General features: G+C 65.2%; 21 protein-coding genes. 17 read left to right on the forward strand and 4 right to left on the reverse strand.

What is annotated here, in order from left to right:
- Positions 1-2 precede the first annotated feature (2 nt).
- The 17 genes from ftsL (at position 3) to recN (ending at position 21,387) form a co-directional block, all read left to right on the forward strand.
- Positions 3-386 carry a cell division protein FtsL gene (ftsL, locus tag NYR54_RS09860; RefSeq protein ID WP_261515473.1) on the forward strand — a complete coding sequence of 128 codons (384 nt, stop codon included), beginning with the start codon at positions 3-5 and terminating at the stop codon, positions 384-386.
- 2 nt (positions 387-388) lie between these two features.
- A complete protein-coding gene (locus NYR54_RS09865) occupies positions 389-2,107 on the forward strand; it encodes a peptidoglycan D,D-transpeptidase FtsI family protein (RefSeq protein WP_261515629.1) in 1,719 nt (572 codons plus the stop codon).
- Positions 2,108-2,156: 49 nt separating this feature from the next.
- Positions 2,157-3,605 carry a UDP-N-acetylmuramoyl-L-alanyl-D-glutamate--2,6-diaminopimelate ligase gene (locus tag NYR54_RS09870; protein ID WP_261515630.1) on the forward strand — a complete coding sequence of 483 codons (1,449 nt, stop codon included), beginning with the start codon at positions 2,157-2,159 and terminating at the stop codon, positions 3,603-3,605.
- Positions 3,602-5,032, forward strand: coding sequence for a UDP-N-acetylmuramoyl-tripeptide--D-alanyl-D-alanine ligase (locus NYR54_RS09875; protein ID WP_261515474.1), 1,431 nt, complete (start codon positions 3,602-3,604; stop codon positions 5,030-5,032). Before NYR54_RS09870 ends, NYR54_RS09875 begins: the two co-directional genes overlap by 4 nt.
- Before the next feature lie 34 nt (positions 5,033-5,066).
- Positions 5,067-6,149: a phospho-N-acetylmuramoyl-pentapeptide-transferase gene (mraY, locus tag NYR54_RS09880; protein WP_261515475.1), complete on the forward strand. Its 1,083-nt coding sequence runs from the start codon at positions 5,067-5,069 to the stop codon at positions 6,147-6,149.
- 10 nt (positions 6,150-6,159) lie between these two features.
- A complete protein-coding gene (gene murD, locus NYR54_RS09885; RefSeq protein WP_261515476.1) occupies positions 6,160-7,569 on the forward strand; it encodes a UDP-N-acetylmuramoyl-L-alanine--D-glutamate ligase in 1,410 nt (469 codons plus the stop codon).
- Positions 7,566-8,720 carry a putative lipid II flippase FtsW gene (ftsW, locus tag NYR54_RS09890; RefSeq protein ID WP_261515477.1) on the forward strand — a complete coding sequence of 385 codons (1,155 nt, stop codon included), beginning with the start codon at positions 7,566-7,568 and terminating at the stop codon, positions 8,718-8,720. The genes murD and ftsW overlap by 4 nt, the downstream gene beginning before the upstream one ends.
- Entirely contained in the window at positions 8,721-9,845 is a 1,125-nt protein-coding gene (murG, locus tag NYR54_RS09895; protein ID WP_261515478.1) for an undecaprenyldiphospho-muramoylpentapeptide beta-N-acetylglucosaminyltransferase, read from the forward strand.
- Positions 9,842-11,239 carry a UDP-N-acetylmuramate--L-alanine ligase gene (gene murC / locus NYR54_RS09900; RefSeq protein WP_261515479.1) on the forward strand — a complete coding sequence of 466 codons (1,398 nt, stop codon included), beginning with the start codon at positions 9,842-9,844 and terminating at the stop codon, positions 11,237-11,239. The genes murG and murC overlap by 4 nt, the downstream gene beginning before the upstream one ends.
- A complete protein-coding gene (gene murB / locus NYR54_RS09905; RefSeq protein WP_261515480.1) occupies positions 11,236-12,201 on the forward strand; it encodes a UDP-N-acetylmuramate dehydrogenase in 966 nt (321 codons plus the stop codon). Before murC ends, murB begins: the two co-directional genes overlap by 4 nt.
- Before the next feature lie 372 nt (positions 12,202-12,573).
- Complete coding sequence (locus tag NYR54_RS09910) at positions 12,574-13,500, forward strand: D-alanine--D-alanine ligase (protein ID WP_261515481.1); 927 nt, start codon at positions 12,574-12,576, stop codon at positions 13,498-13,500.
- Entirely contained in the window at positions 13,488-14,387 is a 900-nt protein-coding gene (locus NYR54_RS09915; protein ID WP_261515482.1) for a cell division protein FtsQ/DivIB, read from the forward strand. The genes NYR54_RS09910 and NYR54_RS09915 overlap by 13 nt, the downstream gene beginning before the upstream one ends.
- The gene (ftsA, locus tag NYR54_RS09920) at positions 14,384-15,691 is read left to right on the forward strand and encodes a cell division protein FtsA (RefSeq protein ID WP_261515483.1); all 1,308 of its coding nucleotides are present in this window, start codon (positions 14,384-14,386) and stop codon (positions 15,689-15,691) included. Before NYR54_RS09915 ends, ftsA begins: the two co-directional genes overlap by 4 nt.
- A 53-nt stretch (positions 15,692-15,744) precedes the next feature.
- On the forward strand, positions 15,745-17,478 hold the full coding sequence (gene ftsZ / locus NYR54_RS09925) for a cell division protein FtsZ (RefSeq protein WP_261515484.1): 1,734 nt from the start codon (positions 15,745-15,747) through the stop codon (positions 17,476-17,478).
- Positions 17,479-17,716: 238 nt separating this feature from the next.
- On the forward strand, positions 17,717-18,694 hold the full coding sequence (lpxC, locus tag NYR54_RS09930) for a UDP-3-O-acyl-N-acetylglucosamine deacetylase (RefSeq protein ID WP_261515631.1): 978 nt from the start codon (positions 17,717-17,719) through the stop codon (positions 18,692-18,694).
- 137 nt (positions 18,695-18,831) lie between these two features.
- Positions 18,832-19,707 (forward strand): outer membrane protein assembly factor BamD, encoded by an 876-nt coding sequence (locus NYR54_RS09935; protein ID WP_261515485.1) that lies wholly within the window; start codon positions 18,832-18,834, stop codon positions 19,705-19,707.
- 6 nt (positions 19,708-19,713) lie between these two features.
- On the forward strand, positions 19,714-21,387 hold the full coding sequence (recN, locus tag NYR54_RS09940; RefSeq protein WP_261515486.1) for a DNA repair protein RecN: 1,674 nt from the start codon (positions 19,714-19,716) through the stop codon (positions 21,385-21,387).
- A gap of 15 nt (positions 21,388-21,402) precedes the next feature.
- On the opposite strand, the gene NYR54_RS09945 is transcribed toward recN, so the two are convergent.
- The 4 genes from NYR54_RS09945 to NYR54_RS09960 form a co-directional block, all read right to left on the reverse strand.
- The gene (locus NYR54_RS09945; protein ID WP_261515487.1) at positions 21,403-22,779 is read right to left on the reverse strand and encodes an aspartate aminotransferase family protein; all 1,377 of its coding nucleotides are present in this window, start codon (positions 22,777-22,779) and stop codon (positions 21,403-21,405) included.
- A gap of 9 nt (positions 22,780-22,788) precedes the next feature.
- A complete protein-coding gene (locus NYR54_RS09950; protein ID WP_261515488.1) occupies positions 22,789-24,003 on the reverse strand; it encodes a M24 family metallopeptidase in 1,215 nt (404 codons plus the stop codon).
- A 25-nt stretch (positions 24,004-24,028) separates the two neighbouring features.
- A complete protein-coding gene (locus NYR54_RS09955; protein ID WP_261515489.1) occupies positions 24,029-25,513 on the reverse strand; it encodes an NAD-dependent succinate-semialdehyde dehydrogenase in 1,485 nt (494 codons plus the stop codon).
- 130 nt (positions 25,514-25,643) lie between these two features.
- Positions 25,644-26,144, reverse strand: coding sequence for an Lrp/AsnC family transcriptional regulator (locus NYR54_RS09960; RefSeq protein ID WP_261515490.1), 501 nt, complete (start codon positions 26,142-26,144; stop codon positions 25,644-25,646).
- Between the last annotated feature and the right edge of the window lie 105 nt (positions 26,145-26,249).

Below are 26,249 nucleotides of genomic sequence, written 5' to 3' on the forward strand. Positions count from 1 at the left end.
CGATGTTCCGCACCAGCGACGTCATCCTGATCGCGGTCATGCTTTCGGCAGCCGCGTTCACCTACAAGACCAAGCACGACGCCCAGGCGATGATGAACCGCATCGAGGCGCTCGAGACGCGAATCCAGCTCGAAAAGGATGCGATCGACGTGCTCAAGGCCGACTGGAGCCTGCTCACACAGCCCGCCCGGCTAGAGAAGCTGGCACAGGTCTACAAGGACGAGCTGGGGCTGGACGTGATCAAGCCCGAGCAGATCGAGGAGCCGATGGCGCTTGGCGGTATTCCCTTCCGGAAGGTGACCGTCGAGGAGCTGATCGCGGGCACCTACGCGCTTTCCGGCGAGGAGCTTCAGGATCCGACCGTGACGGGGGGAGTGCGGCCATGAGAATGAGCAACCTGCTGCGTTTCAGGAATGGCGGGAAAGCGGACGAGCAAGCCCCGCCGGCCATCGTCGTGGAGGGGAGGCGCAAGGCCACAGGCGGTAGGGCGCCCGGCCGTGTGCTCATGACGATGGCCGCGCTTTTCTGCGTCTATGCGGCCATTGGCGGACGTCTCGTGCAGCTTGGCCTGACGGAGGAGCCGCAGGTCAACCTGCCGGAGAGCCGGCCCATGGCCTCGCGCCCCGATCTGGTGGACCGCAACGGCGCGGTGCTGGCGACGGACATCAAGACGGCCTCGCTCTTTGCCGAGCCACGTCGCATCGTCGATGTGGATGAGGCGATCGAGAAGCTGCGGCGGGTGCTGCCTGATCTCGATTACGAGCAAACCTATCACAGGCTGAGCTCCGATGCCGGCTTCGTCTGGCTGCGCCGCCAGCTTTCGCCGCGCCAGCAAAGCCAGATCCTGGCGCTCGGCATACCCGGTCTCGGCTTCCGCACAGAGAAGCGCCGCTTCTATCCCGGCGGCGAGACCGCCTCGCATATCCTCGGCCTCGTCAACATCGATAACAAGGGCATCGCGGGCATCGAGAAATATGTGGACGATCAGGGACTCGCGGACCTGCAGGCGCTGGGCCTAGCCGGACCTGACACGCTGGAGCCGGTGCGTCTTTCCATCGATTTCCGGGTCCAGCACGTGCTGCATGACGAGCTTGTGCAGGCGATGGACCGTTACCGCGCGATTGCCGCCGGCGGCGTGATCCTGAACGCGCGCACCGGCGAGGTCATGGCGATGGCGTCGTTGCCGGACTACGATCCGAACAATCCCTATAACGCGCTGGAGAAGGACCGCCTGAACCGAATGTCGGCGGGCGTGTTCGAGATGGGCTCCACGTTCAAGCTGTTCACGACAGCGATGGCGCTGGATTCAGGGCTCGTCGATCTCGATGACAGCTTCGACGCCAGCAAACCGCTGCGCATCGGCGGCTTCACCATCAACGACTTTCACGGCAAGCGCAGGGTTCTGACCGTCCCGGAGGTCTTCATCTACTCCTCGAACATCGGAACCGCGAAGATGGCCGATGTGGTGGGGATCCAGGGTCACCGGGAATTTCTGAAGCGCGTCGGGCTTCTCGACCGCATGAAGACGGAGCTTCCCGAGGTGGCGCATCCCACCGAGCCCAGGGAATGGAAGAAGCTTCACTCCATCACCATCTCCTTCGGCCACGGCGTGGCGACGACGCCGCTGCAGACGGCCGTGGCGGCCGCGGCGATGGTGAATGGCGGCAAGCTTTTCCCGCCCACCTTTCTTCCACGCACGGAGGAGGAAGCGAACGCGGTGGCCACGCAGGTGATCTCGCCTGAGACCAGCGCCAAGATCCGCTATCTGATGCGCCTCAACGTGGAGAAGGGGTCCGGCAGCCGCGCCGAGGTGCCCGGCTACTATGTGGGCGGAAAGACGGGCACGGCCGAGAAGGTCGTGAATGGCCGTTACTCCAACGACAAGCGTTTCAACGCCTTTGTCGCCCAGTTCCCGGCCAACGATCCCGATTACGTGGTGCTGGTCGTGCTGGACGAGCCGAAGCCGGAAAGGGAAGGGATTGGGGCGACGTCCGGCCTCAACACGGCACCCACCGTGGGCAATATTATCCGCCGCGCGGCGCCGCTACTTGGCGTCGAGCCGGATTTCGGCCATGAAGGTGAGGCTTTGCTGGTCTCCTATCAGTGATTCCCCGCCGGTTGATGCAGGGGACGGGCCGGACGAGAACTGGGACACAATGAAGCTGGGCGATCTTGCCGACATCTTGCCACATGGCGGGCCGATATCGGACGCTATGGTCTCCGGTCTTTCATCCGATTCCCGGCGCGTCTCTGCCGGTGACATTTTCTTCGCACTGCCAGGCACGCGGGCGGACGGCGCGGCTTTCGCCGACGAGGCGGTTCGCCGAGGGGCGGCTGCCGTCGTGGCGCGGCCGGGTGCCGTCGGCGATCTTGGCGTTCCGGTCATCGCGGTGGACGATCCGCGCCGCGCGCTGGCGCTTGCTGCCGCGCGCTTCTATGGCGCCCAGCCGGCCACCATGGTTGCGGTGACGGGGACGAGCGGCAAAACCTCCGTCGCCTCCTTCACGCGGCAGGTCTGGGAGCAGGCGGGGTTTGCCGCGGCCTCCATCGGGACAACTGGCGTCGTCGCGCCGGGGCGCGAGGACTATGGAGAGCTCACCACGCCCGATCCGGTATCGCTGCACCGGCTGCTCAAGGAACTTGCCGAGGCGGGGGTGACCCACGCAGCGATGGAGGCCTCCAGCCACGGGCTCGACCAGCGGCGGCTCGACGGTGTCCGGCTTGCGGCGGGCGCCTTCACCAATCTGGGCCGCGACCACATGGACTATCATCCCACGGTCGAGCAGTATCACCAGGCCAAGATGCGGCTGTTTTCCGAACTTCTGCCGCAGGGCGCGCCGGCCGTCGTATTTGCCGACGATCCATGGTCTGAGGCGACGGAGAGAGCGGCGGGCGAGGCCGGGCTTACGGTGCTTACCGTCGGGCGTAAGGGTGCCTTTCTCACGCTCAAGCGCGTGGAACACGAACGCCACCGGCAGCGCGCCGAAGTCGAACACGAAGGCACGATCCATGAGATCGACCTGCCGCTTGCGGGCGATTTCCAGGTGGCCAATGCTCTTGTCGCCGCCGGGCTTGCCGTAGCCACGGGCATCGGCGCGGATAAGGCGCTCGCCGCGCTCGAACATCTCAAGGGTGCGTCGGGGCGGCTGGAATTGGTCGGGACCGCGCCGAGCGGCGCGCAATGCTATGTCGATTACGCGCACAAGCCGGATGCGCTGCGGAACGTGCTGGAGGCCGTTCGGCCTTTCACCACCGGGCGCGTGATTCTGGTCTTCGGCTGCGGCGGCGATCGTGACGCGGGCAAGCGGCCCATCATGGGCGGGCTCGCGAGAAAGCTGGCGGATGTCGTCATCGTGACGGACGACAATCCGCGCTCGGAGGACCCGGCCGCGATCCGCCGGGCGATCCTGGAGGCGGTACCAGAGGCGAAGGAAATCGGCGACCGGCGGGAGGCGATCCGGGCCGCCGTCGCCATGCTGCGGGCGGGAGATACGCTGATCGTCGCCGGCAAGGGGCACGAGATAGGGCAGGAGATCGCGGGACAGAAATATCCGTTTTCGGATCACCAGGAGGTGCGACAGGCCTTGAGGGAGATGGGTGCGTGACGCTTCTGTGGGAGATGGGGGCGCTGGTTGAAGCGACTGGCGGCCGCCCCTTCGGAACCATGCCGCAAGGCGTGACCGGAATTTCCATCGACAGCCGGACCCTGAAGCCGGGAGAAGCCTTCTTCGCCATCAAGGGGGAGCGCTTCGACGGGCATGATTTCGCCACGGCGGCCATGGCGGCGGGGGCCAGTATTCTTGTGGTTTCGGAGGGGAAACTGCCCGCCCTCGGGCGGCTCGCCATCCCTAAGCTGGTGGTGCCCGACGTGCTGGGGGCGCTGCGCGGGCTGGCGGCAGGCGCGCGCAGGCGCACCCGCGCCAAAGTGATCGCGGTGACGGGTTCGGCGGGCAAGACCACGACGAAGGAGATGCTGCGTCACGCCCTTTCGAGCGTCGGCACGGTCCATGCGGCCGAGCAATCCTTCAACAATCACTGGGGCGTGCCGCTGACGCTTGCCCGCCTGCCGGCCGACTGCGACTTTGCCGTGTTCGAGATCGGCATGAACCGTGCCGGTGAGATCGAGCCGCTTGCAAGGCTGGTGGAGCCCCATGTGGCGGCCATCACCCTGGTGGCTGGCGCCCATCTCGGCCATTTCAACAGCCTTGACGAGATCGCCCAGGCGAAGGGCGAAATCTTCGCCGGAGTCGTGCGCGGCGGCCATGCCCTCATCAACCGCGATGACCAGCGCGCGCGGCTTCTTTCGAGGATGGCCGCGGAGGCAGGCATCAAGAACATCTGGGGCTTCGGGGAGCATGCCCGCGCCCAGTTCCGTCTCGTCCAGTACGACCCTCAGGGAGACTGGTCGGCCCTTAACCTAAAAATTGCCGGCCAGGACCTCGTTGGCCGGGTCACGGTCCCGGGCCGCCACATGGCGCAGAACGCGCTGGTGGCCGTCGCTGCCGGCTATCTCGCCGGCGCCGATCCGGAAAAGCTGCTGACGGCGCTCGGCGATTTCTCCGCCGGGCCGGGGCGGGGACGCCGCCACAGGCTGCGGCACGGAGAGGGGGTCTTCACGCTCATCGACGAAAGCTACAACGCCAATCCGGCTTCCATGAAGGCTGCCCTGCAGCTTCTGGACGCCGCGCCGGTCACCGGAGAGGGGCGGCGCATTGCGGTTCTGGGCGACATGCTGGAGCTCGGCGAGCATTCGGCCCGGCTGCACACGGCTCTTGCCGACATCATTGCCGGAACGAAGACGGACGTACTCCTTCTGGCCGGAGCGGAGATGAAGGCGCTGGCGGACAGACCGCCTCCCAATCTCCGCGTCGAGCACCGCGCGAGCGCCGAAGAGCTGGAGCCGCTGCTTCTGGAAACGGTGCAGCCCGGAGACGCCGTCGTTGTCAAATCATCCAAAGCCACCGGCTTTTCCAGGCTGGTCGAAGCTCTTCTGAGGCATTTTCCGGCGGTCGACGAACCGGCTCGGTCTTGAAGGGGTCCATTCCGGGCCCGCGCGGGGACGCTACATGTTGATGCTGCTTGTGGAACTTTCCGAAACGATCTCGGTCTTCAATGTCTTCCGCTATATAACCTTCAGGACCGGCGGCGCGCTGATCACCGCAGCCTTCATCGTCTTCCTGTTCGGGCCGACCATCATCGATTCGCTGCGCGTGCGGCAGGGGCGCGGGCAGCCGATCCGCGCCGACGGCCCGCAAACCCACTTCAAGAAGGCGGGCACGCCCACGATGGGCGGGCTGATGATCCTGTGCGGGATTCTGGGCTCCGCGCTTCTGTGGGCGAACCTTTCCAGCATCTATGTCTGGGTCGTTCTGATGGTCACGGTCGGCTTCGGCGCCATCGGATTTTATGACGACTACCTGAAGGTGACCAAGCAGTCGCATCTGGGCTTTTCGGGCAAGGTCCGCCTGGCTCTCGAATTCGTGATCGCCGGACTTGCCGCCTGGATCATCATGCGCGCCGGGCAGGTGCCGTTCTCTTCGTCGCTCACCTTTCCCTTCTTCAAGGACCTGATCCTCAATCTCGGGCTTTTCTTTATCCCCTTCGCCGCCTTCGTCATCGTCGGCTCGGGCAATGCGGTCAATCTGACGGACGGGCTCGACGGGCTGGCGACGGTGCCAGTGATGGTGGCAGCGGCCTCCTTCGGCGTGATCGCCTATCTGTCGGGCAACGCCATCTTCGCTGATTACCTGCAGATCCATTTCGTGCCGGGCACCGGGGAGCTTGCCGTAGTGCTGGGCGCCGTGATCGGCGCGGGCCTCGGCTTCCTCTGGTTCAATGCGCCGCCCGCGGCCATCTTCATGGGCGATACCGGGGCGCTCGCGCTCGGCGGTCTGCTCGGCACGGTCGCCGTGGCGACCAAGCACGAGATCGTGCTCGCCATTATCGGCGGCCTCTTCGTCATCGAGATTTTCTCGGTCATCATCCAGGTGGCCGTGTTCAAGATGACCGGCAAGCGGGTCTTTCTCATGGCCCCCATCCATCATCATTTCGAAAAGCTGGGCTGGACGGAAAGCCAGGTGGTCATCCGCTTCTGGATCATCGCCGTGCTTCTGGCGCTGATCGGGCTTTCGACGCTGAAGCTCAGGTGATGGCACGGGAATGATCTCCGCCACCTCCTTCAGCGGAAAGACGGTCGCCGTCTTCGGCCTCGGCGGCTCCGGCCTTGCCACGTCCAAGGCGCTGCAGGTCGGCGGCGCGCGCGTGATCGCCTGGGACGACAACCCCGAAAGCGTGGCGCGCGCGGGCGCGGAGGGCATTGAAACGCTCGACCTGCATCAGGTGGATTGGACGGGGATCGACGCGCTGCTGCTGGCGCCCGGCGTACCGCTAACCCATCCCCGTCCGCACTGGAGCGTGGAGCTGGCGAAGAACGCCGGGGCGGAGATCATCGGCGATGTCGAGCTGTTCGCCCGCGAGCGAAGGGCCAGGGCACCCCAGGCGCCCTTTATTGCCATTACCGGTACCAACGGAAAATCGACCACGACGGCGCTGACCGCGCACGTGCTGGCCGCGGCCGGCCGCGACGTCCAGATGGGTGGGAACATCGGGCGCGCCGTCATGACGCTGGAGCCGCCGGCGCCGGGCCGCCATTATGTGGTGGAATGCTCCTCCTACCAGATCGATCTTGCCCCCACGCTCGACCCAACGGCCGGCGTGCTGCTCAATCTCACGCCCGACCATCTCGACCGGCATGGAACAATGGAGAACTATGCCGCGATCAAGGAGCGCCTTGTGGCCGGGAGCGGAAAGGCGATCGTCGGCGTGGACGATGAGGTATGTCGCGCGATCGCGGCGAGGCTGGAAGCGGCCGGGCGAGACGTGGTGCGGATTTCCGTGACGTGTCGCCTGGAGGACGGGTTCTTCGCGGAGGGACGCGCGCTCTTTCATGCCCGGCAGGGCAGGACCGAAAGGCTTGCCAGTCTCGAGGGAATCGGCTCCCTGCGCGGCAGGCACAACGCCCAGAACGCCCTCGCAGCCGTGGCCGCCTGCCTTACCTGCGGCCTGAGCCGGGAAGAGATTCAGAACGGATTGCGCAGCTTTCCCGGGCTTGCCCACCGGATGGAAGAGGTGGGCCGGATGGGGAATGTCCTTTTCGTCAACGACTCGAAGGCGACGAATGCCGACGCAGCCGCGCCCGCGCTTTCGAGCTTCGAGCGCATCTACTGGATCGTGGGAGGCCTGCCGAAGCACGGCGGCATCGAGAGCCTGAGGCAGTTCTTCCCGCGCATCGCAAAGGCCTATCTCGTGGGCGAGGCAGCGCCCGCCTTTGCCGCCACGATCGGGGAGGGGACGGATTACGAAATTTCGGGTACCATCGAATCGGCCGTCGAACATGCGGCGCGGGATGCGGCGGCGGATTCCGCGCGTGAAGTGGTGGTGCTGTTGTCGCCGGCCTGTGCGAGTTTCGATCAGTTCAGGAATTTCGAGGTGAGGGGTGAGGCGTTCCGCCAGGCGGTGCTTTCGCTCGCCGGTGTGACGCCTATCGGAAAATACGGGGACAAGCGATGATCAGCCGTACCGACCGCAGCCTGGTGGCCAACTGGTGGTGGACCGTTGACCGCTGGTTTCTTGCCGCCTTCTTGATGCTCATGGGGATCGGCATCGTTCTGTCTTTTGCCGCGAGCCCGGCCGTCGCCGACCGGATCGGCCTCGACAGCTTCCATTTCGTCACCCGGCAGATCGTCTACATGATCCCCGCGCTGGTGGCACTGATCGGGGTCTCCTTCATGGAGCCGCGGCAGATCCGCAGGCTGGCCCTCGTGATGCTGATCGTGTCGCTTCTGCTGATGGTCGCCACGCTGTTCGTGGGCATGGAGGTGAAGGGCGGGCGGCGCTGGATTCATCTCTTCGGCGTGTCCGTTCAGCCTTCCGAATTCCTGAAGCCCGCCTTCGTGGTGGTCTGCGCCTGGCTGTTCGCCGAACATGCGCGGCAGCCTGAGATTCCCGGCAATCTTTTTGCGATCCTCCTGCTCGGCCTTGTGGTGGCGCTTCTGGTCGCGCAGCCCGATCTCGGCCAGACCATGCTGGTCATGGGAACCTGGGGCGCGATGTTCTTCATCGCCGGCCTGTCATGGCTGTGGGTCATTCTGCTGGGCGTTGCCGGTATAGCCGGTGCGGTGGGCGCCTACTGGGCCTTTCCGCACGCTGCCGACCGCATAAACCGCTTCATCACCGGCGAGGGTGACACCTATCAGGTGGACATGAGTCTGGAGGCGATCATGCGCGGCGGCTGGCTGGGGCAGGGGCCGGGCGAGGGCTCGGTGAAGCGCATCCTGCCGGACAGCCACACCGACTTCGTCTTCGCCGTGGCCGGCGAGGAGTTCGGCATTGTCATGTGCTTCATCATCCTTTCGCTCTTTGCCTTCGTCGTGCTGCGCGGGCTGGCCATCGCCCGCCGCGAGGAGGACGATTTCACGCGCTATGCGCTGTCGGGGCTCGTCATCCTGTTCGGCTTCCAGTCCATCATCAATATGGGCGTGAACCTGCGCATGATGCCGGCCAAGGGCATGACGCTGCCTTTCATCTCCTATGGCGGCTCATCGCTCACGGCCATTGCGATCTGCATGGGCATCGTGCTGGCGTTGTCGCGGCGGCGGCCTGAAAAACGCCGGCCAGCGACCTTCACCAGCCTGTCGGGGCGGGCGACGGCGGCGGGCTGAATGGCGCAGCGCAGGATTCTTCTTTCGGCTGGTGGCACCGGAGGCCATCTGTTTCCCGCCGAGGCGCTGGCGCATGCGCTTTCGGCCCGGGGCTGGGATGTGCACCTGGTGACGGACAGACGCGCTGCCCGCTATGCGGGCGCGTTCCCGCCGGATCATGTCCACGCCGTGGATTCGGCCACCTTCGGTTCGCGCAACCCGTTTGCGGTCGCAAAGAGCGCGCTCGCCATCTGGCGCGGCGTGCGCCAGTCCTCGGCCCTGATCGGGAAGCTCGAGCCTCAGGCTGTGGTGGGGTTCGGAGGTTATCCAACGTTGCCGCCGCTTTTTGCCGCGATACGGCGCGGCGTGCCCACCATCATCCATGAGCAGAATGCCGTGATGGGCCGCACGAACAGGCTGCTCGCCCCGCGCGTGACGGCCATCGCCGGCGGTTTCCTCAAGGCCGAGGGGCCGCATGCGAACAAGATCGTGGAAACCGGCAATCCGGTGCGGCAGGCGGTGCTGGAGCAGGCAGCAAAACCGTACAAGGCGCCCGGGAAGACGGGGAGCCTGCGTCTTGTCGTCTTCGGAGGCAGCCAGGGGGCGCGCTTTTTCTCCGACAGCATTCCCGAGGTCGTGGCGAAGCTTCCCGAGGCGTTGCGAGCGCGGCTGAAGCTCGTCCAGCAGGCCCGCCCGGAAGACGAGGAGCGAGTGCGCCGCCGCTATGAAGAGCTGGGCGTGGATGCGGAAGTGTCGTCCTTCTTCTCCGATCTGCCCGCGCGCCTTGCCGACTGTCATCTGGTCATCTCCCGCTCCGGCGCTTCTACGGTTCTCGAGCTTTCCGTGCTTGGCCGGCCGGCGGTGCTCGTGCCTTTGCCGCATGCCGTGGACGACGATCAGACGCACAATGCCAGGCTTCTGGTCGAAGCGGGCGGAGCCGTGCTAAAGCCGCAGAAAATGATCGAAATCGACTCGTTTGCGGCTGAAATCGGCTCGTTGCTTCAGGATGGCGAACGTCTTGCGGCCATGGCGGCGGGCGCAAAGAGCATCGCGCGTACCGATGCGACTGTGGTGCTGGCGGATTTGACCGAGGCGATTGCCGCTGGCCGTTCGGCCGAAGATTGGAAGAGAAGGGTCACCTCATGAAAATGCCGCATACGATCGGGGTCGTGCATTTCATCGGCATCGGCGGCATCGGCATGAGCGGCATTGCCGAAGCGCTGCATACGCTCGGCTACCGCGTGCAGGGCTCGGACCAGGCGGAGAACGCGAACGTGGTGCGCCTGCGCGAAAAGGGGATTCGCACCTTTGTCGGCCATGCGCCGGAAAACCTCGGCGAGGCTGAGGTCGTGGTCATCTCCAGTGCCATCCGGCCTGACAATCCCGAGTATGTCGCCGCGCGCGAGAGACTGCTTCCGATTGTGAGGCGGGCCGAGATGCTGGCTGAACTCATGCGGTTCCGCCAAGCCGTCGCCATCGGCGGCACCCACGGCAAGACAACCACCACCTCGATGGTGGCCGCCCTTCTGGACGCGGGCGGGCTCGATCCGACCGTGATCAATGGCGGCATCATCAATGCCTACGGGACGAATGCGCGCATGGGCAAGGGCGACTGGATGGTCGTCGAGGCCGACGAGAGCGACGGCACGTTCCTGAAGCTGCCGGCCGACATCGCCGTCGTCACCAATATCGATCCCGAGCATCTCGACCATTACGGCTCGTTCGAGAAGGTGCGCGCGGCTTTCCGCCAGTTCGTGGAAAACGTTCCTTTCTACGGCTTCGGCGTGATGTGTATCGATCATCCGGAAGTGCAGTCGCTGGCGGCCCGCATCGTGGACCGCAGGCTGGTGACGTATGGCGAGAACCTTCAGGCGGATGTGCGTTTCGCCAATCTGCGCATGGAGGGATCGGTCTCGGTCTTCGACGTCATCCTGCGCGAGCGCAAGAGCGCGAGGACGCGGACGATCGAGGGCCTTCGCCTGCCCATGCCGGGGCGGCACAACGTTTCCAATGCGACGGCGGCAATCGCGGTTGCAAGCGAACTCGGTATCGGGGAAGAGGCGATCCGCAGCGGCCTTTCCTCCTTCGGTGGCGTGAAACGGCGCTTCACGCTCACCGGCACCTGGAATGGCGTCCACATCTTCGATGATTACGGCCACCATCCGGTGGAAATCCGTGCCGTGCTCAAGGCGGCGCGCGAGGCCTCGCGCGGACGCATAATCGCCATCGCACAGCCGCACCGCTACACTCGCCTGCGCGATCTCTTCGACGAATTCGCCTCCTGTTTCAACGACGCCGACATGGTGATGGTGGCGCCGGTCTATGCGGCCGGCGAGGCGCCCATCGAGGGCATTTCCTCGGAGGCACTGGTGGCGAGCCTGAAAGCCGCTGGTCATCGGGATGCGCGCTTCATCGAAGGGCCGGAAGCCATCGCCCCGATCGTGCGGGCCGAGGCGCAGGAGGGCGATTTCGTCGTCTTTCTGGGCGCCGGCAACATCACGCAGTGGGCCCATGCGCTGCCCGGAGAGCTTGCGGCATGACAAGGGGCGCCGACCTCGTCGCCAAGCTGGGGGACCGGCTCGCCGGACTGCGCGGGAAGCTGACGCTTGACGCGGGCATGGACAAGATCACCTGGTTCCGTGCGGGCGGGGAGGCCGATGCGCTCTACCAGCCTCAGGATGAGGAGGATTTGGCCGCATTTCTTCGCGCGATACCCGAGGAAATCCCGGTTACCGTGGTCGGCATCGGCTCCAACCTTCTCGTGCGCGACGGCGGCATACGCGGCTTCGTGGTGCGGCTTTCGGCCAAGGGGTTTGGACAGGCGGAGGTCGTCTCGCCCACGCAGATTCGGGCAGGAGCGGCCATATCCGACAAGCGGCTGGCAGCGGCCGCGCTGGAGGCGGGAATTGGCGGCTTCCATTTTTACCACGGCATTCCGGGAGGGCTGGGCGGCGCCTTGCGCATGAATGCCGGCGCCAATGGCGTTGAGACGCGGGAGCGTGTCGTGGAGGTGCGCGCGCTCGACCGGCAGGGCAATCTGCACGTGCTTTCCAACGAGGATATGGGCTATTCCTATCGCAGCTCGACGGCGCCCGCCGGCCTTATATTCACCTCAGCGCTTCTTGAAGGCTACCCGGAGGAACGCGAGGCGATCCGTGCCGCGATGGATGCCGTGCAGCATCACCGGGAGACCGTTCAGCCGATCCGCGAGAAGACTGGCGGCTCCACCTTCAAGAACCCGCCGGGCACGTCAGCCTGGAAGGAAATCGACAAGGCCGGCTGCCGCGGCCTGATGATTGGCGGGGCGCAGATGTCGCCCATGCACTGCAACTTCATGATCAATATGGGCACGGCCACGGGCTACGATCTCGAATTCCTTGGCGAGACGGTACGGGCCCGCGTGCTGGAGTCTTCCGGGATCCGGCTCCACTGGGAGATCAGAAGGATCGGCGAGTTCCGGCCGGGCCACACGGTGGACCCGTTCCTGGGGCAGCTTCTGTAAAACCTCATAAGCTGACGACCGGTTTGCCGCGTCCGCGGGCAGAAACGATTCCCGGCCTGCAGCAGAAACGATCCGGAGCAGCGGAGGATTTGGCCGCGAGGCCGCTGAAGACGGCGTTACCCCCCTGTTCGATGGTGGTTCATGACAGCCTGCGCCAGCGGGAGACGCGGGCTTATCCGATCACTTTTCGCGAATTTTATGAAAAAATGAATTCCACAGAATCTCAAGGTCTTGCCAGTGAATCCACTCTCTGATTCTTTAGCTGAAAGCGTTTCCTGATTTGAGTCGGCGCCGCTGTGGCGCCTGAGTTCCCCTGCAGTAGTGATCGATGGTGAGGGCACCGCGCCAGATGCCGGAAAAGGGCACCGGTCAATGAAGGACAAACATGTAGCCGTGCTGATGGGCGGATTCTCGTCCGAGCGGCCGGTATCGCTCTCGTCCGGCAATGCCTGCGCCGATGCCCTGGAGGCGGAAGGCTATCGCGTCACGCGGGTGGATGTGGGCCGCGACATCGCGCAGGTTCTGGCGGAGCTAAGGCCCGACGTTGCTTTCAATGCGCTGCACGGCCCCTTCGGAGAGGATGGTGCCATCCAGGGCGTGCTCGAATATCTGGGTATTCCCTATACCCATTCCGGCGTGCTCGCTTCCGCGCTTGCCATGAACAAGGAGCTCGCCAAAACAGTGGCGGTCGCGGCCGGCGTGCCGGTGGCGCCTTCGCTGGTGATGAGCCGCTTCGACATCGGCGACGAGCATCCCATGGAGCCGCCCTATGTGATCAAGCCCGTGGCGGAAGGCTCCAGCTTTGGGGTCATCATCGTCCGGGAGGGGCAGTCGCATCCGCCGCAGATCCTGCGCTCGGAGGAATGGCGCTACGGCGACCGCGTCATGGTGGAGCGCTACATCGGTGGGCGGGAACTCACCTGCGCCGTCATGGGCGACCGAGTGCTGGGTGTATGCGAGATTGTGCCCGTTGGGCACGCCTTCTACGACTACGATTCGAAATACGTGCCGGGCGGATCAAAACACGTATGTCCGGCGCAAATTTCACCGAATATTTACCAAAAAACAGAGACACTGAGCCTTACGGCGCACCGAGCGATCGGCTGCCGGGGGGTCACCCGCTCGGACTTTCGCTATGACGAGCGGCTTCCGGGCGAGGAGGGACTCGTCTGGCTGGAGATCAACACGCAGCCCGGCATGACCCCGACGTCGCTTGTGCCCGATATCGCCGCCGCGGCCGGTATTCGGTTTGGGGAGCTGTTGAGTTGGATGGTGGAGGACGCGTCTTGTTCGCGCTGAGGTCGGATAGGGGCAGGGGCTCCGCCGATGGCGGTGTCGTGCTGCCGCGCTGGCTTCGCAAACCTGCGCGCATGCTGGGGCGTGTCCGGTTCGATGAGATAAGACCGCCGCGTTTCGCTGCGACCATGGCGACGGCTGCGCTTTTTGCGCTGACCGCCGTTTACGGTGTGGTGGAAGGCGGCCACAGCGAAGCTGTGCTTACGGCCGTAACGTCGCGGGTCGGCTTTGCGATCAACCATGTGGAGATCGCCGGCAACAACCACACGTCGGAAATCGACATCCTGCAGCAGATCGGCCTCGATGGCTGGACCTCCATGGTGGGCTTCGACGTGCGCTCGGCGCGCGAGCGCATTGCCGAGCTTCCCTGGGTGGAGAGCGTGGCCGTGCAGAAGGTCTATCCCGCCACGCTCGCCGTCACGATCGTGGAAAAGAAGCCCTTCGCGCTTTGGCAGCAGGGCAGCCAGTTGGCGGTGATCGAGGAAAACGGCGAGGTAATTGCGCCCTTCTCCGGCGGGCGGCTTGCCACCCTGCCTCTGGTGATCGGCATGGGTGCCAACGAGAAGGGACCAAAACTCGTCGCCCAGGTTCAGCAGGTGCGGGGGCTGCGCGGGCGCGTGAAGGCCTATATTCGCGTGGCCGATAGGCGCTGGGATTTGAGGCTGGACAATGGCCTGACGATCAAGCTGCCCGAGACGGATGTGGAGGCAGCGCTGGCCGAAGCCTCCCGGCTCGATGCCGAGTACCAGCTTTTCTCGCGCGACGTCACGTCCATCGACCTGCGCATTCCCGACCGGATGGCGGTGGCGCTCGGCCCGGACGCCATGAAGGCGCGAGAGGAAATGCTCAAAGAGATGAAGGCCGAACGCAGGAGGGGCGCCAGGATATGAGCTGGTTCCTCGGAAGCCGCAGCGTCGCCCAGCGTTCGGGCATCATGACCGTCCTCGACGTCGGGTCGAGCAAGGTGTGCTGCATCATCGCGCGCCTTCTGCCCAATGAGAACAGCCGGGCGCTTGCGCATCGCACCCACCGCATCAAGGTCATCGGTATCGGCCATCAGAAGTCCCAGGGCGTGAAGTCGGGCGTCATCGTCGATCTCGACGCGGCCGAGCAGGCAATCCGCCTGGCGGTGGATGCCGCAGAGCGGATGGCGGGGCTGACCGTCGACTCGCTGATCGTCAACGTTTCGGCCGGCAGGCTGAAGAGCGAGACCGCTTCCGCCACCATCAACCTCGGCGGGCACGAGGCGACCAAGGCGGACGTCAACCGCGTGCTGCTGGCCGGCGCGCGCCAGGCGCTGAAGGCCGAGCGCGAGGTGGTCCATTCCCTTGCCGTCGGCTTTTCGCTCGATCTGGAGCGGGGTATCCGCGACCCGCGGGGCATGGTGGGCGACACGCTTGGCGTGGACATGCACGTGGTGACGGCGGACGCCGTGCCGCTGAGAAATCTGGAGCTCACCATCAACCGCGCGCATCTGTCGGTCGAGCGCATGGTGGCGACCCCCTATGCCAGCGGGCTTGCCGCTCTCGTCGACGACGAGGCCGAGATGGGGGCGGCCTGCATCGATATGGGCGGCGGCACGACCACCATGTCCGTCTTCGTGGACGGCAAATTTGTGCATGCGGACGCGCTGCCGATCGGCGGCCGTCACGTGACCATGGACCTGGCGCGGGGATTGTCCACGCGGCTGGAAGATGCGGAGCGGCTCAAGGTGATGCACGGCTCGGCCCTGCCGGCCACGAGCGCCGACGAGCGCGATGTGGTCACGATCCAGCCCATGGGCGAGGAAGGCGAGCAGCCTTTACAGGTGCCGCGGGCGGTGATGACGCGTATCGTGCGTGCGCGAATCGAGGAGATTCTCGAGCTGGTGCGCGACCGGCTCAACCGCTCGGGCTATGGCAGCCTCGTGGGGCGCCGGGTCGTGCTGACGGGGGGCGCAAGCCAGCTTGCGGGGCTGCCCGAGGCCGCGCGGCGGCTGCTTGGCCGCAATGTGCGGCTCGGCCGGCCGCTGGGCGTGGCCGGATTGCCCGAAGCCGCCAAGGGGCCGGCATTCGCTGCGCCTGTCGGCCTGCTGATCTATCCGCAGGTGGCGGCATTCGAAAGCCGGGCAGCCAAGGGCGGCATTTTCACACGTGTCACGGGGACAGGCGGAAGATTCCAGCGTGTCGGCCAGTGGCTGAGAGACAGTTTTTGACCGGGGGATGGCCCCAGGCCGCGCGGCGGCGGAAAGGCGAAAGGACGAGGACCATGACCATCAATCTACAGAAGCCGGATATTACCGAGCTGAAGCCGAGGATCACGGTGTTCGGCGTCGGCGGCGGCGGGGGCAACGCCGTCAACAATATGATCACCGCAGGTCTGCGCGGTGTGGAGTTCGTCGTGGCGAACACCGACGCCCAGGCGCTCACCATGTCGAAGGCCGAGCGGCTGATCCAGCTCGGAGCCAACGTCACGGAGGGCCTTGGTGCGGGTTCGCAGCCTGAGGTGGGGCAGGCGGCGGCCGAGGAATGTATCGATGAGATCATGGACCACCTGTCTAACACGCATATGTGCTTCGTCACCGCCGGCATGGGCGGCGGCACGGGCACGGGTGCGGCGCCGGTCGTGGCCCGGGCGGCGCGCGAGAAGGGCATCCTGACGGTGGGGGTGGTCACCAAGCCGTTCCACTTCGAAGGCCAGCGGCGGATGAGAGTGGCCGATGCCGGTATCGAGGAACTGCAGAAGTGCGTCGATACGCTGATCGTCATTCCGAACCAGAACCTCTTCCGCATCGCCAACGAAAAAACCACCTTCGCCGACGCCTTCGCCATGGCCGACCAGGTGCTCTATTCGGGCGTGGCCTGCATCACGGACCTGATGGTGAAGGAGGGGCTGATCAACCTCGACTTCGCCGACGTGCGCTCGGTCATGCGCGAGATGGGCAAGGCCATGATGGGCACGGGCGAGGCTTCGGGTGAGGGCCGGGCGCTGGCCGCCGCGGAAGCCGCGATCGCCAATCCGCTGCTCGACGAGACCTCGATGAAGGGGGCCAAGGGCCTGCTCATTTCAATCACCGGCGGACGGGACCTGACGCTGTTCGAGGTGGACGAGGCTGCGACCCGCATCCGCGAAGAGGTCGATCCGGAGGCCAACATTATCCTTGGCGCGACCTTCGACGAGGAGCTCGAGGGCGTCATCCGCGTTTCCGTGGTTGCGACCGGCATCGACAAGTCGGCATCGGAAATCTCCGCGCCGCCGACGGCGATCCGGCAGCCGCTGCGGCCTGCCCAGCAGCAGCGGCCCGCCGCTGAAGCGCGTGTGCAGGCGCCGGCTGCGCCGGAAACCTCGGCCGGGGCTGCGCGCGCGGTCGAGCAGGACGCGGTTGCCGACGCCATTCGCGCCGCCGAGCATGATGCCGGGCAGCCCGCCGCATTCCAGCCGCAGAGCAAGCTCTTCCGGCCGGTGCCGGATCCCCAGCCGAGGCAGGTTGCCGTCGGCGGGGGGCTGCGTCCTCAGCCTCAGCCGCAGCTCCAGCAGCAGCCGCAGCCTCAGCTCCAGCAGCAGCCGCAGCCTCAGTTCCAGCAGCAGCCGCAGCCTCAGTTCCAGCAGCCGCAACAGCCGGTTCAGCAGGCGCCTGTTGAGCCTGCTCCTGCGCCTGCGCCGCGCATGCCGAAGGTGGAGGATTTTCCGCCGATCGTTCAGGCGGAGATTCAGGCCGGGGTAGCCGGGAAGTCCAGCGCCGAGCAGGAGGACCGTGGGCCGATGGGGCTTCTGAAGCGGCTTACGCATGGCCTTTCGCGCCGTGACGAGGAAAGCCATTCACAGCCGCCGGAACCGCGCCTGCGCCAGGCTGAACCGCGCCGTCTGGAAAGCGACGGGCAGCTCTACGCGCCGCGCCGCGGCCAGCTCGACGAGCATGGACGGGTGGTACAGCCCCCGCGGCAGATGCAGGAAGACGACCAACTGGAGATACCCGCCTTCCTGAGGCGGCAGGCGAACTAACCGTAACGCTTTGTAACGACTTGTTAATAAACGGGTGCTGCGGCACCCGTTTGTCATTCCGAAAAAACGCGTTAAAACAAGGCATTAATGTTTGGAGCTGAAATCGTTTATCGCGTAATGAGAGGTAAAAAAGCGTGATTTGGCGAGGGGCGGCTGGATCACTATCTTCGCTGGAGTTCGGGGGGAGTTATGGCGGGATTATCCCGCGCCGGTATCCAGAGCCGTCCGAATGAAACAGATGACACATGCCGAGCGGGCGGGCTTGTCGGGGGTTAAATTGTTCGAATATCAGTCGACGCTGAGGTCGCGCTGTTCGCTTGAAGGCGTGGGTGTGCACACGGGTGCTGCAGTTTCCATTCATTTCATGCCCGCCGAGCCCGATACGGGCATCGTGTTCCGGCGGGTGGATGAACAAGCGTCCGGCAAGGCGATCCGCGCTCTGGCGACCGAAGTCGGCGCCACAGACCTGTGCACCGGCCTTGGGAATCCCGCGGGCGATCATGTGGCGACCGTCGAGCATCTCATGGCCGCGCTCATGGCGATGGGCATCGACAATGTGGCGATCGAAATCGACGGGCCGGAAGTCCCAATCATGGACGGCAGCGCCAACGCTTTCGTGGAGGCGTTCAGGAATGCGGGCATCCGGCAGCTTTCCGAGAAGCGCCGCTATATCCGGATCGTCAAGCCCGTGCGCATCGACATCGGCAGTTCCTGGGCCGAGTTCCGCCCCTATGACGGCACGCGGTTTGAGATCGAGATCGATTTCGACAGCCCTGCGATCGGCCACCAGTTCCTCGCTGTTGACGTGACCCCCGAAAGCTTTGCGCGGGAGATCGGGCCTGCCCGCACATTCGGCTTCATCCGGGATGTGGAGCGGCTGTGGGCGGCCGGCTATGCGCTTGGCTCGTCGCTCGAGAATTCCGTGGTCATTGGTGACGATCACCGGGTCATCAATGCGGGCGGTTTACGTTTCGAAAACGAGTTCGTGCGTCACAAGATGCTCGACGCCGTGGGCGATCTGGCCTTGGCAGGTGCCCGCTTCATCGGCTGCTTCCGCTCGTATCGCGGCGGCCACAGGGTCAACGCCGCCGCCCTGCGCCATCTGCTTTCCGACCGTTCGGCCTTCGAGGTTGTCGAGACGACCCGGCGCGGTCCCGGCCGTGCGGCGGAGATGGTTGCCGTCAGTTCGGCGGTTCATGCCCCTTGGGTGATCTGAGGGCGGCGCATCGGCTGTCCTCCTGTTTGCCACAAAATTGCGCTAATAAGCCCGGATAGCGTTGCCGCGCGTTCGGTTTATAGATTATGACTGCCTGCGCATCTTCGTTTCGTCTTGCCAGGGGAAGCTTTCGCGAAATGCCTTTTTCCAGCGTTGCCAGCAATCCTCGCCGGGCACGGCCCCTGTTATTGGCGCTTACGGCTGTGGCCGTTTCCCTGCTGCTTGCCGGCTGCAATGCGGAGAAGGACATGGACCTGTCCGCGTTGACGGTGGAGGATCCGGAGCCGGCCGACGTTCTCTACAATCAGGGGTTGGCCAACCTGAACGCGGGCCGCATGAAGGAAGCAGTGGCGAAGTTCGAGGCCGTCGATCGGCAGCATCCCTATACGGAGTTTGCTCGCAAGGCGCTGCTGATGAAGACGTTCGCCCATTACCGGCGCGGCGAATACACCGAGGCGATCAGCGCTGGCCAGCGCTACCTGACGCTCTATCCTACGAGCGAGGACGCCGCCTATGCTCAGTATCTGATCGGGCTCAGCCACTTCAGGCAGATCAAGAACGTCACGCAGGACCAGAGGGACGCCCGGCTCACCATCGAGGCTATGCAGCAGCTGGTGGACCGATGGCCGGATTCGGAATATGTGGCCGACGCGGAAGCCAAGATACTCTTTGCCCGCGATCAGCTTGCCGGCAAGGAGATGCAGATCGGGCGCTATTATCTGGAGCGGCGTGAATATATCGCGGCGATTCGGCGCTTCCGCGGCGTGGTGGAGAATTACTCCGATACCCGGCATGTGGAGGAAGCTCTGGCGCGCCTCGTTGAGGCCTATTATGCCATGGGAATCGCATCGGAGGCGCAGACGGCGGCCGCCGTGCTGGGGCACAACTATCCCGATAGCCAGTGGTACAAGGATTCCTATGCGCTTCTGCAGTCGGGCGGGCTTGAACCGCGCGAGGACCGGGGCTCATGGATTTCCAAGGCCGCGAGCCTAATTACAGGGGCTGGCAGCTAGGCACCCATGCTGTCGCACCTTTCGATCCGCGATATCGTCCTGATCGAACGGCTCGACATCGACTTTTCCGCCGGGCTTTCCGTGCTGACGGGTGAGACCGGTGCGGGCAAGTCCATCCTGCTCGACGCGCTGTCGCTGGCGCTGGGCGCCAGGGGCGATGCGGCTCTGGTTCGCCACGGCGCTGCTCAGGGGCAGGTTACAGCCGTTTTCGATGTTCCCGCCGTGCATCCCGCACGGCGGATTCTGCGCGAAAACGCGCTGGATGACGACGGCGACATCATCCTGCGCCGCATACAGGCGGCCGACGGGCGAACCCGCGTGTTCATCAACGACCAGCCGGCCAGTGTCGCCCTGATGCGCGAGGTCGGCCGTGCGCTGGTGGAAATCCATGGGCAGCATGACGAGCGGGCGCTGGTGGACGTTGCCACGCACCGGAGCCTGCTCGATGCCTTTGGCGGGCTCAACGAACGGGTGGCCGGGGTGCGGCAGGCGTGGCGCGCCTGGCGCGACGCGGAGCTGGCGCTTTCCCGCCACAGGGCAAAGGTGGAGGCGGCTGCACGGGAGGCGGATTTCCTGCGCGCTTCCGTGGAGGAGCTCACAAAGCTCGATCCGCAGCCGGGCGAGGAAACGGCCCTTGCCGAGGAGCGCGCCGGGATGATGCGCGCCGAGAAGATCGCCGCGGACATCGCCGACGCGCAGGAAGTTCTTTCCGGTCATGCGTCGCCCGTGCCGCAGCTTGCGAGCCTTCTGCGGCGGTTGCAGCGCAAGGCGCAGGAGGCGCCGGGCCTTCTGGACGAGATCGTGACTTCGCTCGATGAGGCACTGATTTCCCTCGATGCAGCCCAGAGCGCCGTGGAGGCGGCGATGCGCGCGAGCGAATTCGACCCTGAGCGCCTGGAACAGACCGAGGAGCGGCTGTTTGCGCTGCGTGCGGCGGCACGCAAGCACAATGTCGCCGTCGATGATCTTGCCGCGCTGCGCGACAGGATGGATGCCGACCTTGCCGATCTCGATGCGGGCGAGGAAAGATTGGCCGCTTTGGAAAAGGAGGCTGCGGCGCTCCGCGCGGCCTATGACAGGGCGGCCAGCCTCTTGTCCGAAGAGCGGCGCCATGCCGCCGAGGCGCTGGTGAGCGCGGTGATGGCCGAACTTCCGGCGCTGAAGTTGGAGCGCGCCCAGTTCATCGTGAATGTGGACAGCGAGTCGGCGGACCGGTCCGAAGACGGGATCGACCGGGTGGAGTTCTGGGTCCAGACCAATCCGGGCACGCGGCCCGGGCCGATGATGAAGGTGGCTTCAGGCGGCGAGCTTTCCCGCTTTCTGCTGGCGCTCAAGGTGGCGCTTGCCGACCGGGGCTCGGCACCCACGCTTGTCTTTGACGAAATTGACACGGGTGTGGGCGGCGCGGTGGCCGATGCCATTGGCCATCGGCTGGCGCGGCTCGCGGAGCATATCCAGGTTCTGGCGGTCACCCACGCGCCTCAGGTGGCCGCGCGCGCGCATACCCATTACCTTATTGCCAAGAGCGGCCATGACCGGGTCACCACCGGCGTGACGGTGATGGATGCCGCGGCCCGTCAGGAGGAGATCGCAAGGATGCTTGCGGGCGCGACGATCACCGACGAGGCGCGCGCCGCCGCCCAGCGGCTTCTGAGCGGCAGCACGGTTATGGCGGGGTAGGGCGGCCGGCAGCCCTCAGGCGCCGAACACCTTTTGAACCGCCTTTACCGTCGCATCCACGATGCGGTCGGCTTCTTCACGTGTGAGGCAGAGCGGCGGAGCAAAGCCCAATATGTCGCCCTGCGGCATCGCGCGACCGATCACGCCTTCTTCGAGCAGGGCGGCAGCGATCTGCGGCCCGATTTTCTTGCCCGCGTCGAAGGCGCGGCGGCTTTCCTTGTCCTCCACGAATTCCAAGGCGCACAGCAGGCCTTCGCCGCGCACCTCGCCGACATGCCGGTGGCCGCCGACGGCTTCCTTCATAGCGTTCAGGAAGTGGCGTCCCGTCTCGGCGGCGTTCTTGACGAGCCCCAGACTGTCAACCAGCTTCAGATTGGCAACGCCCGCCGCCGCCCCGATGGGATGCGCCGAATAGGTCCAGCCATGGCCGATGGGGCCGTTCTCGTCCGTGCCGCGCTCCAGCACCTCCCAGACCTTCTTCGAGACGATCGATCCCGAAAGCGGCGCGTAGGCTGACGTCAGCCCCTTGGCGATGGTGATGATGTCCGGCTCGATCCCGTAATGGTCCGAACCGAACATGGAACCCAGCCGGCCGAAGCCGGTCACGACCTCGTCAGCGATCAGAAGGATGTCGTGCTTTTTCAGCACCTTCTGGATGGCATCCCAGTAGCCTGCCGGCGGCGGCACGATGCCGCCGGTTCCCAGTACCGGCTCGCCGATGAAGGCAGCGATGGTGTCGGCGCCCTCGCGCTCGATCAGCGCCTCCAGCTCTGCGGCGAGATAGGCGGTGAGATCCTCCTCGCTCATGGCTGAATCGGGCCGGCGGTAATAATAGGGCGCTTCGGTGTGCAGGATCGGCGCCAGCGGCAGGTCGAACTTGTTGTGGAACGTGGCGAGGCCGGTGAGCGACCCGGTCATCAGGCCCGAGCCGTGATAGCCGCGCCAGCGCGAGATGATCTTCTTCTTTTCGGGGCGGCCCAGGATGTTGTTGTAGTACCAGACGAGCTTGATGTTGGTTTCGTTGGCGTCAGAGCCGCCGAGGCCGAAATAGACCTTCGACATGTTTTTCGGCGCGCGCTCCAGGATCATCTTTGCGAGCGTGATGGACGCCTCGGTGCCGTGGCCGACATAGGCGTGGTAATAGGCGAGCTCCTTCGCCTGCGCGGCGATGGCCTCGGCAATCTCGGTGCGGCCGTAGCCGACATTGACGCAGTAGAGCCCGGCAAAGGCGTCGAGCAGCCGCCGCCCGTTGCGGTCCTCAATGTAGACGCCCGAGCCGCCGGTCACGATGCGATTGGGGCTTTCCCCGCGCGCATGCTGGGCGAGGTGGGTCGAGGGGTGGAAGAAGTATTCCCGGTCCCACTGGTCAAGCTGGTCGTTCTTCAAAAACATGGCAGTCTCCTATTTGATTGTGGGGCCGAGCGGCGTCTTCGTCAGCACTTCCGGGCCGTTAGGGCCGAGCAGAACCGCGTTGGAGACGAAGTAGTCGCCCTTGCCGGTGCCCATGAGCCAGGACAGGATGTGGAAGCTCATGCCCTCGCGGATTTCCATGTCGGAATCGTGCCGAAGGCCCGTGACGCGGTTGCCGCCCGTCCATGAGGGCGGGAAGCCGATGCCGACACAGTAGCCGCAATGATGGCGGCGGTAATGAGAAAGCCCCGCCTCATCCACGACGCCCTGCCAGGCGGCATAGACGTCCCGGGCGCGCGCGCCGCGCTTCAAGGCGCCAAGCACGGCGCGGAAGGCATTGGTGGCGACTTCGGCCATGCGCGCATCCTCGTCGCGGATCGAGCCGACATGGATGAGCCGCCCCAAGGGCGCATGATAGCGGCTCACGCAGCCCGAAAGCTCGATGAACACCGGCTCGCCGGCCCGGTAGGTGCCGTTTCCCCAGGTGGCATGCTCCTCGCCGAGCCGCTCGCCCGGGCGGATGAACGGGCCAAAACCGGGGGCATCGCCACCCGCGCGGATCATGGCGGCATGGCATTCCGCCACCACGTCACGTTCCGCCGCGCCGTCGCGGATGGCCTTGATGGCGGCCGCGGCCGCTGCGTCGGACACGATCGCCGCCTTGCGCATGAGCTGCTGCTCGGCGGGGGATTTCACGAGCCGCAGATCGTCCACAAGCCCGGTCACGTCCACCCAGTGGACGTTCGAGAGGCTTTCGCGCAACGCGTGGCCGAAACCGTAGGAATGGCCGGACGACCAGGTTTCCACGCCGATGCGCACGGCGCCTTCGGTGTGCTCCCCGATTTCGGCCACCACCTCCTTCAGAAGGGCGCGAGAGCGGTCCTTGGCGGCGAAGGAGTCTTTCAGGACGCGCACGGCGAGATCGGCCGCCGTCTCGTTGTCCTCATGGCCGCGGAAAAGGGCGTTGCGCACCTGCTTCTGGATGGAGACGCGCTCCATCTGGCGCGTGATGAGCAGCATGTCGCCGTCGCCCGGCACGATCAGCAGGTGGGGCGCGAAGTAGCCCCAGTGGTCGAGGCCGGTGAGATAGAAAATGTTTTCCGGCGTGGACAGGAGGATCATGTCCAGCCCGCGCGCGCTCATCACCTGCCGGACGGCTTCCAGCCTCCGGCCGAGTTCCTCATCGGTGAACGGGTTGTCGAACATTCGAGACTATCTTCAGCCCAGATTTTCAACGGGTATCGGCGCACACATATTTGACATTGGTGAATTCCTCCATGCCCATTCGCGATCCCTCGCGGCCAAGCCCCGCCTGCTTCGTGCCGCCGAAGGGGATGGGGGCACCGGTGATCTTGGTGCGGTTGACGGCCACCATGCCGAACTCCAGCAAACGAGTGAAACGGGCAATGCGCGCCGGGCTTTGCGTGTGCAGATAGGCGACCAGCCCGGTCTCGGTGTCGTTGGCCTGCTGCAGCACGTCGTCCTCACTGTCGAAGGGCGTGAAAGCCGCGATCGGCCCGAACGTCTCCTCGCGGAAAATCAGCGCATCCGGAGGCACGTCGGCGAGAACCGTGGGCAGGAAGAAATTGGGCCCGATGTTCGAGCGCTTGCCGCCGGTAAGGAGCCGCGCACCCCTCTTCAGCGCATCGGCCACATGCGCCTCCTGTTTCGCGACGGCGCGCGCATTGATGAGCGGGCCGATGTCGGGGTCTTCGAGACCCGGTCCGATCGAAAGCGCGCGCACCTTTTCGGCAAAGGCCTCCACAAAGGCGTCGTAGATCGGCTGCTCGATATAGAAGCGGTTTGCCGCGAGGCAGTCCTGGCCCGATGTGGCGAACTTCGCCGAAACTGCGCTTTCCACCGCGCGCTCAAAGTCGCAGTCGGCGAAGGCGATGAAGGGCGCATGCCCGCCGAGCTCCATGACCAGCTTTTTCACCGTCGGCGCGCACTGGCCATAGAGCAGCCGGCCGATCTCGGTCGAGCCCGTGAAGGAGAGCACGCGGACGTGAAGCGAAGCGGTCATGGCGCCGACCACCTCGGCTGCCTTGCCCGTCAGCACGTTAAGGACGCCGGCGGGGAAACCGGCGCGCTCGGCAAGCTCCGCCAGCGCGAGTGCGGAGAAGGGCGTTTCCGAAGAAGGGTGGGCCACGACTGTGCAGCCGGCGGCAAGCGCGGCCGCGGCCTTGCGCGTGAGCATGGCGGAGGGAAAATTCCACGGCGTGACAAGTCCCGCTACGCCTGCCGGTTCACGCGAGATCCGCATCTGCGCGTCGGGCAGGTGCGAGGTCACGCTTTCGATATTCAGCCGTTTTGCTTCCTCGGCATAGAATTCCACGAAGGAGGCGGCATAGTCGATCTCGCCGCACGCTTCCGAAAGCGGCTTGCCCTGTTCGATGACCATCAGCCGGGCGAGGTCTTCGCGCGCATTGACGATCAGGCCGTGCCAGCGGAGCAGGATCTGCGAGCGCTCCTGCGGCAGAAGCATGGACCATTCGCGAAAGGCGCGGTGGGCGGCGGAAATGGTCTCGTCCACCTGTGCGGCGCTCAGCGCGGGTACCGCGCCGACGCGCGTTCCGTCAGCCGGGTTTGTCACGTCGATCTCCGCTCCGTCGGGAGCAGCGATCCAGCGCCCGTCCGCATAGGCGTATTCGCGGAAGAGGCGCGGATCATGAAGGGCGGAAAGAGCGGTCTTTTCAAGTGCAGCAAGGGCTGACATCGGCTCACTCCCGGACTCGGATTTGCTCTTTGGGAACCTTGTGTCCGTTATGCTATGCGGGCAGCCAAAATTTCGTTGGGAAGCGCGCCGCGACCCCAAAGATTCTTCCGATTTTACGGGGGCTTGCCGCCTATTTTTTCTGCGTTCCGGCAGGTTCGGAAAGCAGGAGCTCGAGCGGCATGCCGCGCGGCTGCTTCACGGGTTTGGTGACGATGTAGGTGAAGTAGCGCTGCAGGCCGAGCCGCGCTTCAAGCAGGCCGTCCACGAGCCGCTGATAAGCATCGATGTCGCGGGTCACCACCTGCAGGATATAGTCGAAGCCGCCGCCGACGGCCCAGCAGCCGACGACCTCATCGATTTTCTGCACCGCACGCTCGAAGAGCTGGAAGTTCTCCGCCCGGTGCCCCTCGAGCTCGACGGCCATGAAGATGACCACATGCGGAGCGATGCGTGACAGCGCCACCTCCGCGCGGTAGCCGGTGATGACACCGGCTTCCTCGAGGCGCTTGAGGCGTTCCCAGCACGGCGCGGGCGTAAGGTTCACGCGCTCGGCCAGTGCCGTCTTGGAGATGCGGCCTTCCTTCTGCAGGATGGAGAGGATCCTCAGATCCCTGTCGTCGAGCTTGAGCATTCAGACATGTCCCTGCCGGGCAATCCACTTGCTTGCGGCTTCCGCCACCCGTATCGCAAATGCCGCGGGCCAAAGTGTCGAGACCGCTGCCTTTCCGCAAGAGGG

The sequence above is a fragment of the Chelativorans petroleitrophicus genome (assembly GCF_025398195.1).
Lineage (GTDB): Bacteria > Pseudomonadota > Alphaproteobacteria > Rhizobiales > Rhizobiaceae > Chelativorans > Chelativorans petroleitrophicus.

What these genes read in the sequence shown, in the direction of transcription:
- murD (WP_261515476.1), top strand. Translation starts at nt 6,160, where the DNA reads ATGATCTCCGCCACCTCCTTCAGCGGAAAGACGGTCGCCGTCTTCGGC.
- murB (WP_261515480.1), top strand. Translation starts at nt 11,236, where the DNA reads ATGACAAGGGGCGCCGACCTCGTCGCCAAGCTGGGGGACCGGCTCGCC.
- murC (WP_261515479.1), top strand. Translation starts at nt 9,842, where the DNA reads ATGAAAATGCCGCATACGATCGGGGTCGTGCATTTCATCGGCATCGGC.
- NYR54_RS09935 (WP_261515485.1), top strand. Translation starts at nt 18,832, where the DNA reads ATGCCTTTTTCCAGCGTTGCCAGCAATCCTCGCCGGGCACGGCCCCTG.
- murG (WP_261515478.1), top strand. Translation starts at nt 8,721, where the DNA reads ATGGCGCAGCGCAGGATTCTTCTTTCGGCTGGTGGCACCGGAGGCCAT.
- ftsL (WP_261515473.1), top strand. Translation starts at nt 3, where the DNA reads ATGTTCCGCACCAGCGACGTCATCCTGATCGCGGTCATGCTTTCGGCA.
- recN (WP_261515486.1), top strand. Translation starts at nt 19,714, where the DNA reads ATGCTGTCGCACCTTTCGATCCGCGATATCGTCCTGATCGAACGGCTC.
- NYR54_RS09865 (WP_261515629.1), top strand. Translation starts at nt 389, where the DNA reads ATGAGCAACCTGCTGCGTTTCAGGAATGGCGGGAAAGCGGACGAGCAA.
- NYR54_RS09955 (WP_261515489.1), bottom strand. Translation starts at nt 25,513, where the DNA reads ATGTCAGCCCTTGCTGCACTTGAAAAGACCGCTCTTTCCGCCCTTCAT.
- NYR54_RS09910 (WP_261515481.1), top strand. Translation starts at nt 12,574, where the DNA reads ATGAAGGACAAACATGTAGCCGTGCTGATGGGCGGATTCTCGTCCGAG.
- NYR54_RS09950 (WP_261515488.1), bottom strand. Translation starts at nt 24,003, where the DNA reads ATGTTCGACAACCCGTTCACCGATGAGGAACTCGGCCGGAGGCTGGAA.
- NYR54_RS09945 (WP_261515487.1), bottom strand. Translation starts at nt 22,779, where the DNA reads ATGTTTTTGAAGAACGACCAGCTTGACCAGTGGGACCGGGAATACTTC.
- ftsZ (WP_261515484.1), top strand. Translation starts at nt 15,745, where the DNA reads ATGACCATCAATCTACAGAAGCCGGATATTACCGAGCTGAAGCCGAGG.
- lpxC (WP_261515631.1), top strand. Translation starts at nt 17,717, where the DNA reads ATGACACATGCCGAGCGGGCGGGCTTGTCGGGGGTTAAATTGTTCGAA.
- NYR54_RS09870 (WP_261515630.1), top strand. Translation starts at nt 2,157, where the DNA reads ATGAAGCTGGGCGATCTTGCCGACATCTTGCCACATGGCGGGCCGATA.
- NYR54_RS09960 (WP_261515490.1), bottom strand. Translation starts at nt 26,144, where the DNA reads ATGCTCAAGCTCGACGACAGGGATCTGAGGATCCTCTCCATCCTGCAG.
- mraY (WP_261515475.1), top strand. Translation starts at nt 5,067, where the DNA reads ATGTTGATGCTGCTTGTGGAACTTTCCGAAACGATCTCGGTCTTCAAT.
- ftsW (WP_261515477.1), top strand. Translation starts at nt 7,566, where the DNA reads ATGATCAGCCGTACCGACCGCAGCCTGGTGGCCAACTGGTGGTGGACC.
- ftsA (WP_261515483.1), top strand. Translation starts at nt 14,384, where the DNA reads ATGAGCTGGTTCCTCGGAAGCCGCAGCGTCGCCCAGCGTTCGGGCATC.